The sequence below is a fragment of the Pseudomonas sp. SDO5591_S426 genome, assembly GCF_054070755.1.
Genome location: NZ_JBSVXD010000274.1, coordinates 1 through 5,534 on the forward strand (window position 1 = coordinate 1; position 5,534 = coordinate 5,534).

The following is a 5,534-nucleotide window of genomic DNA, read 5'->3' on the forward strand; positions in this document are numbered from 1 at the left end:
GCTTTTTAGTGGCTGGAGATCAAGGATCGCAGCCTCGTTTCACTCGACAGCTCCTCAAGGAGCCAATCGATTTAAGCTTCAGTCTTGTTGGCAGCAGCGGCTTCGACAGCAGCCTTGATGGTGGTTTGCAGCGAACCGTCTGCAGCCATCTCGATCATGATGTCGCTACCGCCGACCAGCTCACCACCGACCCACAGTTGCGGGAAGGTTGGCCAGTTGGCGTATTTTGGCAGGTTGGCGCGGATTTCCGGGTTCTGCAGGATGTCCACGTACGCAAACTTTTCACCACATGCCATCACGGCCTGTGAGGCTTTAGCGGAGAAGCCGCACTGCGGGGCATTCGGCGAGCCTTTCATGTAAAGCAGAATGGTGTTGTTGGCAATCTGCTCTTTAATCGTTTCGATGATATCCATGGAGCACCTCGGCTGAACTTTCCGACTCATGGGTCGGCACGGTGGCGCATTGTAACGGAAAGCCGAGCGCCATGCTCGGTCTCTCCGTCAGATACGATCAAGCCGCTGCCACGGTCACTGGCACGCCGTTCAACGCCGCATTTCCCGACAATTCGTCGAGCTGACACTCGTCGGTCAGGTCATTGGCGCTGGAACCCGGCTGGCCACTGGCAATCTTCATTTGCACACCCGGTCGCGCATGACCCCAACCGTGCGGAAGGCTGACCACTCCTTTCATCATATCCGGGCTGCCGAGTACTTCCACTTCGATGACACCAACCCGCGAACTGACCCGCACACGCTGGCCATCATTCAAGCCACGACTGGCCAGGTCCTCCGGGTTCATCAACAACTGATGGCGCGGCTTGCCCTTCACCAGGCGATGGTAGTTGTGCATCCACGAATTGTTGCTGCGTACATGACGGCGGCCGATCATCAGCAGCTCATCAGCGGCCGGGGCCTGCAATGCCGCGAAGCGCGCCAGGTCGGCAAGGATCGCGGCAGGCGCGGCCTGAACTCGCTGGTTGGCGGTTTTCAGGCGTGGCGCCAGATTAGGTTTCAACGCCCCCAGATCAACCCCATGAGGATGATCAAACAAAGTCGCCAATGACAATTGGTGTTCGGAAGCATCGCCATACAACCCCATGCGCAAGCCGCGATCGATCATCTGCGCCGGAGCAATGGTCGGTTTCAGCTCCTTGCCGGTTTTCGCCGCAAACGCCTTGGCCAGCCCGACGAAAATTTCCCAGTCGTGCAACGCACCTTCGGGCTTGGCGAGAATCGCGCGGTTGAAACGGCTGACGTTGCGCACCGCAAACATGTTGAACGTGGTGTCGTAGTGATCGTTTTCCAGCGCCGAGGTGGACGGCAGGATCAGGTCGGCGTATCGCGTGGTTTCGTTGATGTACAAGTCGACACTGACCATGAACTCCAGGCCGTCCAGCGCTTGCTCCAGTTGACGCCCGTTCGGTGTGGACAGCACCGGATTGCCGGCTACGGTGATCAACGCTCGAACCTGCCCTTCCCCTTCGGTCAGCATCTCTTCGGCCAGCGCCGACACTGGCAACTCGCCCGCATATTCGGGGCGCCCGGACACCCGGCTCTGCCACAGATTGAAATGCCCGCCCGACGTCGAGGCCACCAGGTCCACCGCCGGTTCGGTGCACAACGCGCCGCCCTCGCGGTCGAGGTTGCCGGTCACCAGGTTGATCAATTGCACCAGCCAATGGCACAACGTGCCGAACGCCTGGGTCGAGACGCCCATGCGGCCGTAGCAAACCGCGCGTGGCGCTGCGGCAAAATCCCGCGCCAGTTGACGGATCTGTTCGACCGGCACCGCGCACAACGGGCTCATGGCCTCGGCAGTGAACGTCGCGATGGCCTCGCGCACGTCATCCAGACCATCAACCGGCAAATGACTGTCGCGGGTCAGGCCTTCAGCGAATAACGTATTGAGCAGCCCAAACAACAATGCTGCATCGCCACCGGGACGCACGAACAGGTGCTGATCGGCAATCGCCGCCGTTTCGCTGCGACGCGGGTCGACCACCACCACTTTGCCGCCGCGAGCCTGAATGGCTTTCAAGCGCTTTTCCACGTCTGGCACGGTCATGATGCTGCCGTTGGACGCGAGCGGGTTGCCGCCGAGGATCAGCATGAAGTCGGTGTGATCAATGTCCGGGATCGGCAGCAGCAAACCGTGGCCGTACATCAAATGACTGGTCAGGTGATGGGGCAATTGGTCGACCGAGGTCGCGGAAAACCGGTTGCGGGTTTTCAGCAGGCCGAGAAAGTAATTGCTGTGGGTCATCAACCCATAGTTGTGCACGCTGGGGTTGCCTTGATAGACCGCCACCGAGTTTTGCCCGTGACGCTCCTGGATCGCCGCCAGGCGTTCGGCGACAAGGTTGAAGGCGTCTTCCCACTCGATGGGTTGCCACTCGCTGCCAACGCGGCGCATCGGCTGATGCAGGCGATCCGGATCGTTCTGGATGTCTTGCAGGGCGACAGCCTTCGGGCAGATGTGCCCGCGACTGAATGTGTCCAGAGGGTCGCCCTTGATCGAAGTGATTTGCACACTGCCTTCGAGTTCGGTGGTTTCGATGGTCAGGCCGCAGATGGCTTCACACAGGTGGCACGCACGGTGATGGAGAGTCTTGGTCATGGCCAGTCTCTGTTTTGTTCTGGGCGGGCAATATCGACCGCGGGGACAAAACTATGGCGCCAGCCCGGCCACCGCGCCAGCGACGTTCGTCTTGTGAATCGATGACCATCAGGCCAGCCGATTTAGCCGCGTCGATCAGCTCGCCGGAAGTCTGGGTGGCGCCTGCAACTGGATTTCCTGGATGGTTTCGATCTGCTCGTGAGCGACATGCACGCCGGTCAGTTCGCCAATCAACCGCCAGTGCTCATCCAGCCCGGTGCTGATGGTGGCCATGCGGTCGATCATGCGGCGACCGGCGTCCCGCGTCACCGGGTCGCTGCTGCGCAGCAATTCGAAGGACATCGACGTCATGGAGGCGGTCAGGTGAGTCAGGGAGCGGGCCGTGAGGCCGAGCAATTCCATTAGCTGTTGTTCTTTCGATTCCATCGCGGTGGCTTCCTGCGTCGCTGGTGATTTATTTATAACCCAGCACTTTGCATTAGCAAATGTTTCGGACCAGACGCGCGCGTATGAGGCCCGCGAACAACCAGTCGGAAACCGACCACCAGCGCACCGCCGCCGCCCCGCCTGATTGCCAAGCTGAGCAGGCGCAGTGTACAAATGCCTGGCTGCTGTCAGGAAACAGGCTTCAAAAGCGCTACTGCGGTTATCCCGTAGCCCCTCTGAAATCCCCTAAAAACCGTAGCCCTATTGGTAAGACGCGACATTTAATTATAAGATCGCGCCTTCCCCTATTTCGTCGCCCCGTGCGGCTTACGCCGCAGGTCTCGCCCGTTGTTCCGTTAAACAAGGCTTTGAGCATCTGCGGTTTGTAGCAAAAAGGTAGTCAATGATGAGCGCAAGGCACTTTCTCTCCCTGATGGATTGCACGCCCGAAGAGCTGGTCAGCGTGATCCGTCGAGGCGTTGAGCTCAAAGACCTGCGTAACCGCGGCGTACTGTTCGAGCCCCTGAAAAACCGCGTGCTCGGGATGATCTTCGAGAAGTCTTCGACCCGCACCCGCATTTCCTTCGAAGCCGGCATGATCCAGCTCGGCGGCCAGGCTATTTTCCTGTCGCCGCGTGATACCCAACTGGGCCGTGGCGAGCCGATCGGCGACTGCGCGATTGTCATGTCGAGCATGCTCGACGCGGTGATGATCCGAACCTTTGCCCACAGCAATTTGACCGAATTTGCCGCCAACTCGCGCGTGCCGGTAATCAACGGCCTGTCCGATGATTTGCACCCGTGCCAGTTGCTGGCCGACATGCAAACCTTCCTCGAGCACCGCGGCTCCATCCAGGGCAAGACCGTGGCCTGGATCGGCGACGGCAACAACATGTGCAACAGCTATATAGAAGCGGCCACCCAGTTCGACTTCCAGTTGCGCATCGCCTGCCCGGAAGGTTACGAGCCGAACCCGGAATTCGTGGCCAAGGCCGGTGACCGCGTCACCATCGTGCGCGATCCGAAGGATGCCGTGCGCGGCGCCCACCTGGTGAGCACCGACGTCTGGACCTCCATGGGCCAGGAAGAAGAAACCGCCAAGCGCTTGAAGTTGTTCGCCCCGTATCAGGTCAATCGGGCGCTGCTCGATCTGGCCGCCAGCGACGTGCTGTTCATGCATTGCCTGCCGGCCCACCGCGGCGAAGAGATCAGCATCGACCTGCTCGACGACTCGCGCTCCGTGGCCTGGGATCAAGCTGAAAACCGTCTTCACGCACAAAAGGCCCTGCTCGAATTTCTCGTCGAGCCGGCGTACCACCACGCATGAGCCAGCCATTACTGCTAAACCTGCGCAACCTCGCCTGCGGCTATCAAGACCAGCGCGTGGTGCAGAACCTCAACCTGCATTTGAACGCCGGCGACATCGGTTGCCTGCTCGGTTCCTCCGGTTGCGGCAAGACCACCACCCTGCGAGCCATTGCCGGTTTCGAACCGGTGCACGAAGGTGATATCCAGTTGGCCGGCGAGACCATTTCCAGCGCCGGTTTCACCCTCGCGCCGGAGAAACGCCGGATCGGCATGGTGTTCCAGGACTACGCGCTGTTTCCGCATTTGAGCGTGGCCGACAACATCGCCTTCGGCATTCGCAAGCATCCGCAAAAGGATCGCGTGACCGAAGAGTTGCTGGAGCTGGTCAACCTCAAAGGCCTCGGCAAGCGCTTCCCCCATGAGCTTTCCGGCGGCCAGCAGCAGCGTGTTGCCCTGGCCCGCGCCCTGGCGCCGGAGCCGCAATTGCTGCTGCTCGACGAACCGTTCTCCAACCTCGATGGCGAGTTGCGCCGCAAGCTCAGCCATGAAGTGCGCGACATTCTCAAGGCTCGCGGCACCAGCGCGATTCTGGTGACCCACGATCAGGAAGAAGCCTTCGCCGTCAGCGATCACGTCGGCGTGTTCAAGGAAGGCCGACTGGAACAGTGGGATACGCCCTACAACCTCTATCACGAACCGCTGACGCCGTACGTGGCCAGCTTCATCGGCCAGGGTTACTTCATTCGTGGCCAGTTGAGCAGCCCGGAGTCGGTGCAGACCGAACTCGGAGAGTTGCGCGGCAACCGCGCCTACACCTGGCCGGTCGGTGGTGCGGTGGATGTGTTGTTGCGTCCGGACGATATCGTTTATGCGCCAGACAGCGCGTTAAAAGCGCGGATCGTCGGCAAGTCGTTCCAGGGCGCGTCGACGCTGTATCGCCTGCAACTGCCGACCGGTGCGCAGCTGGAATCGATCTTCCCGAGCCATGTCGATCATCAGATCGGCGCCGAGGTTGGCATTCGTGTTGCGGCGGAACATCTGGTGTTGTTCCAGGCATCCGGCAGCATGGCGGCGCAGATTCCGGTGGTTGAATCGGGGGTTCGGCGGCACAGCACCGCTCACTGACACGGATCAAAAGATCGCAGCCTTCGGCAGCTCCTTGTATCTCGACTATCGCTCCATCA

5 protein-coding genes are annotated in these 5,534 nt (G+C 60.4%); 2 read left to right on the plus strand and 3 right to left on the minus strand.

Annotated elements, in window-relative coordinates:
* Positions 1–71: 71 nt before the first annotated feature.
* The 3 genes from grxD to ACW9JC_RS28315 form a co-directional block, all read right to left on the minus strand.
* The gene (grxD, locus tag ACW9JC_RS28305; RefSeq protein ID WP_457459164.1) at positions 72–413 is read right to left on the minus strand and encodes a Grx4 family monothiol glutaredoxin; all 342 of its coding nucleotides are present in this window, start codon (positions 411–413) and stop codon (positions 72–74) included.
* 97 nt (positions 414–510) lie between these two features.
* Complete coding sequence (locus ACW9JC_RS28310; protein ID WP_457459166.1) at positions 511–2,616, minus strand: molybdopterin oxidoreductase family protein; 2,106 nt, start codon at positions 2,614–2,616, stop codon at positions 511–513.
* 135 nt (positions 2,617–2,751) lie between these two features.
* On the minus strand, positions 2,752–3,042 hold the full coding sequence (locus tag ACW9JC_RS28315; protein ID WP_416126292.1) for a hypothetical protein: 291 nt from the start codon (positions 3,040–3,042) through the stop codon (positions 2,752–2,754).
* 406 nt (positions 3,043–3,448) lie between these two features.
* Here ACW9JC_RS28315 and argF point away from each other — a divergent pair, with 406 nt between their 5' ends.
* Complete coding sequence (argF, locus tag ACW9JC_RS28320; RefSeq protein WP_457459168.1) at positions 3,449–4,369, plus strand: ornithine carbamoyltransferase; 921 nt, start codon at positions 3,449–3,451, stop codon at positions 4,367–4,369.
* On the plus strand, positions 4,366–5,475 hold the full coding sequence (locus ACW9JC_RS28325) for an ABC transporter ATP-binding protein (protein ID WP_457459170.1): 1,110 nt from the start codon (positions 4,366–4,368) through the stop codon (positions 5,473–5,475). The genes argF and ACW9JC_RS28325 overlap by 4 nt, the downstream gene beginning before the upstream one ends.
* Positions 5,476–5,534: the final 59 nt, after the last annotated feature.

Bases quoted from the DNA above. Each gene is read 5' to 3' on its own strand.
- grxD (WP_457459164.1), bottom strand. From the start codon at position 413: ATGGATATCATCGAAACGATTAAAGAGCAGATTGCCAACAACACCATT.
- ACW9JC_RS28315 (WP_416126292.1), bottom strand. From the start codon at position 3,042: ATGGAATCGAAAGAACAACAGCTAATGGAATTGCTCGGCCTCACGGCC.
- argF (WP_457459168.1), top strand. From the start codon at position 3,449: ATGAGCGCAAGGCACTTTCTCTCCCTGATGGATTGCACGCCCGAAGAG.
- ACW9JC_RS28325 (WP_457459170.1), top strand. From the start codon at position 4,366: ATGAGCCAGCCATTACTGCTAAACCTGCGCAACCTCGCCTGCGGCTAT.
- ACW9JC_RS28310 (WP_457459166.1), bottom strand. From the start codon at position 2,616: ATGACCAAGACTCTCCATCACCGTGCGTGCCACCTGTGTGAAGCCATC.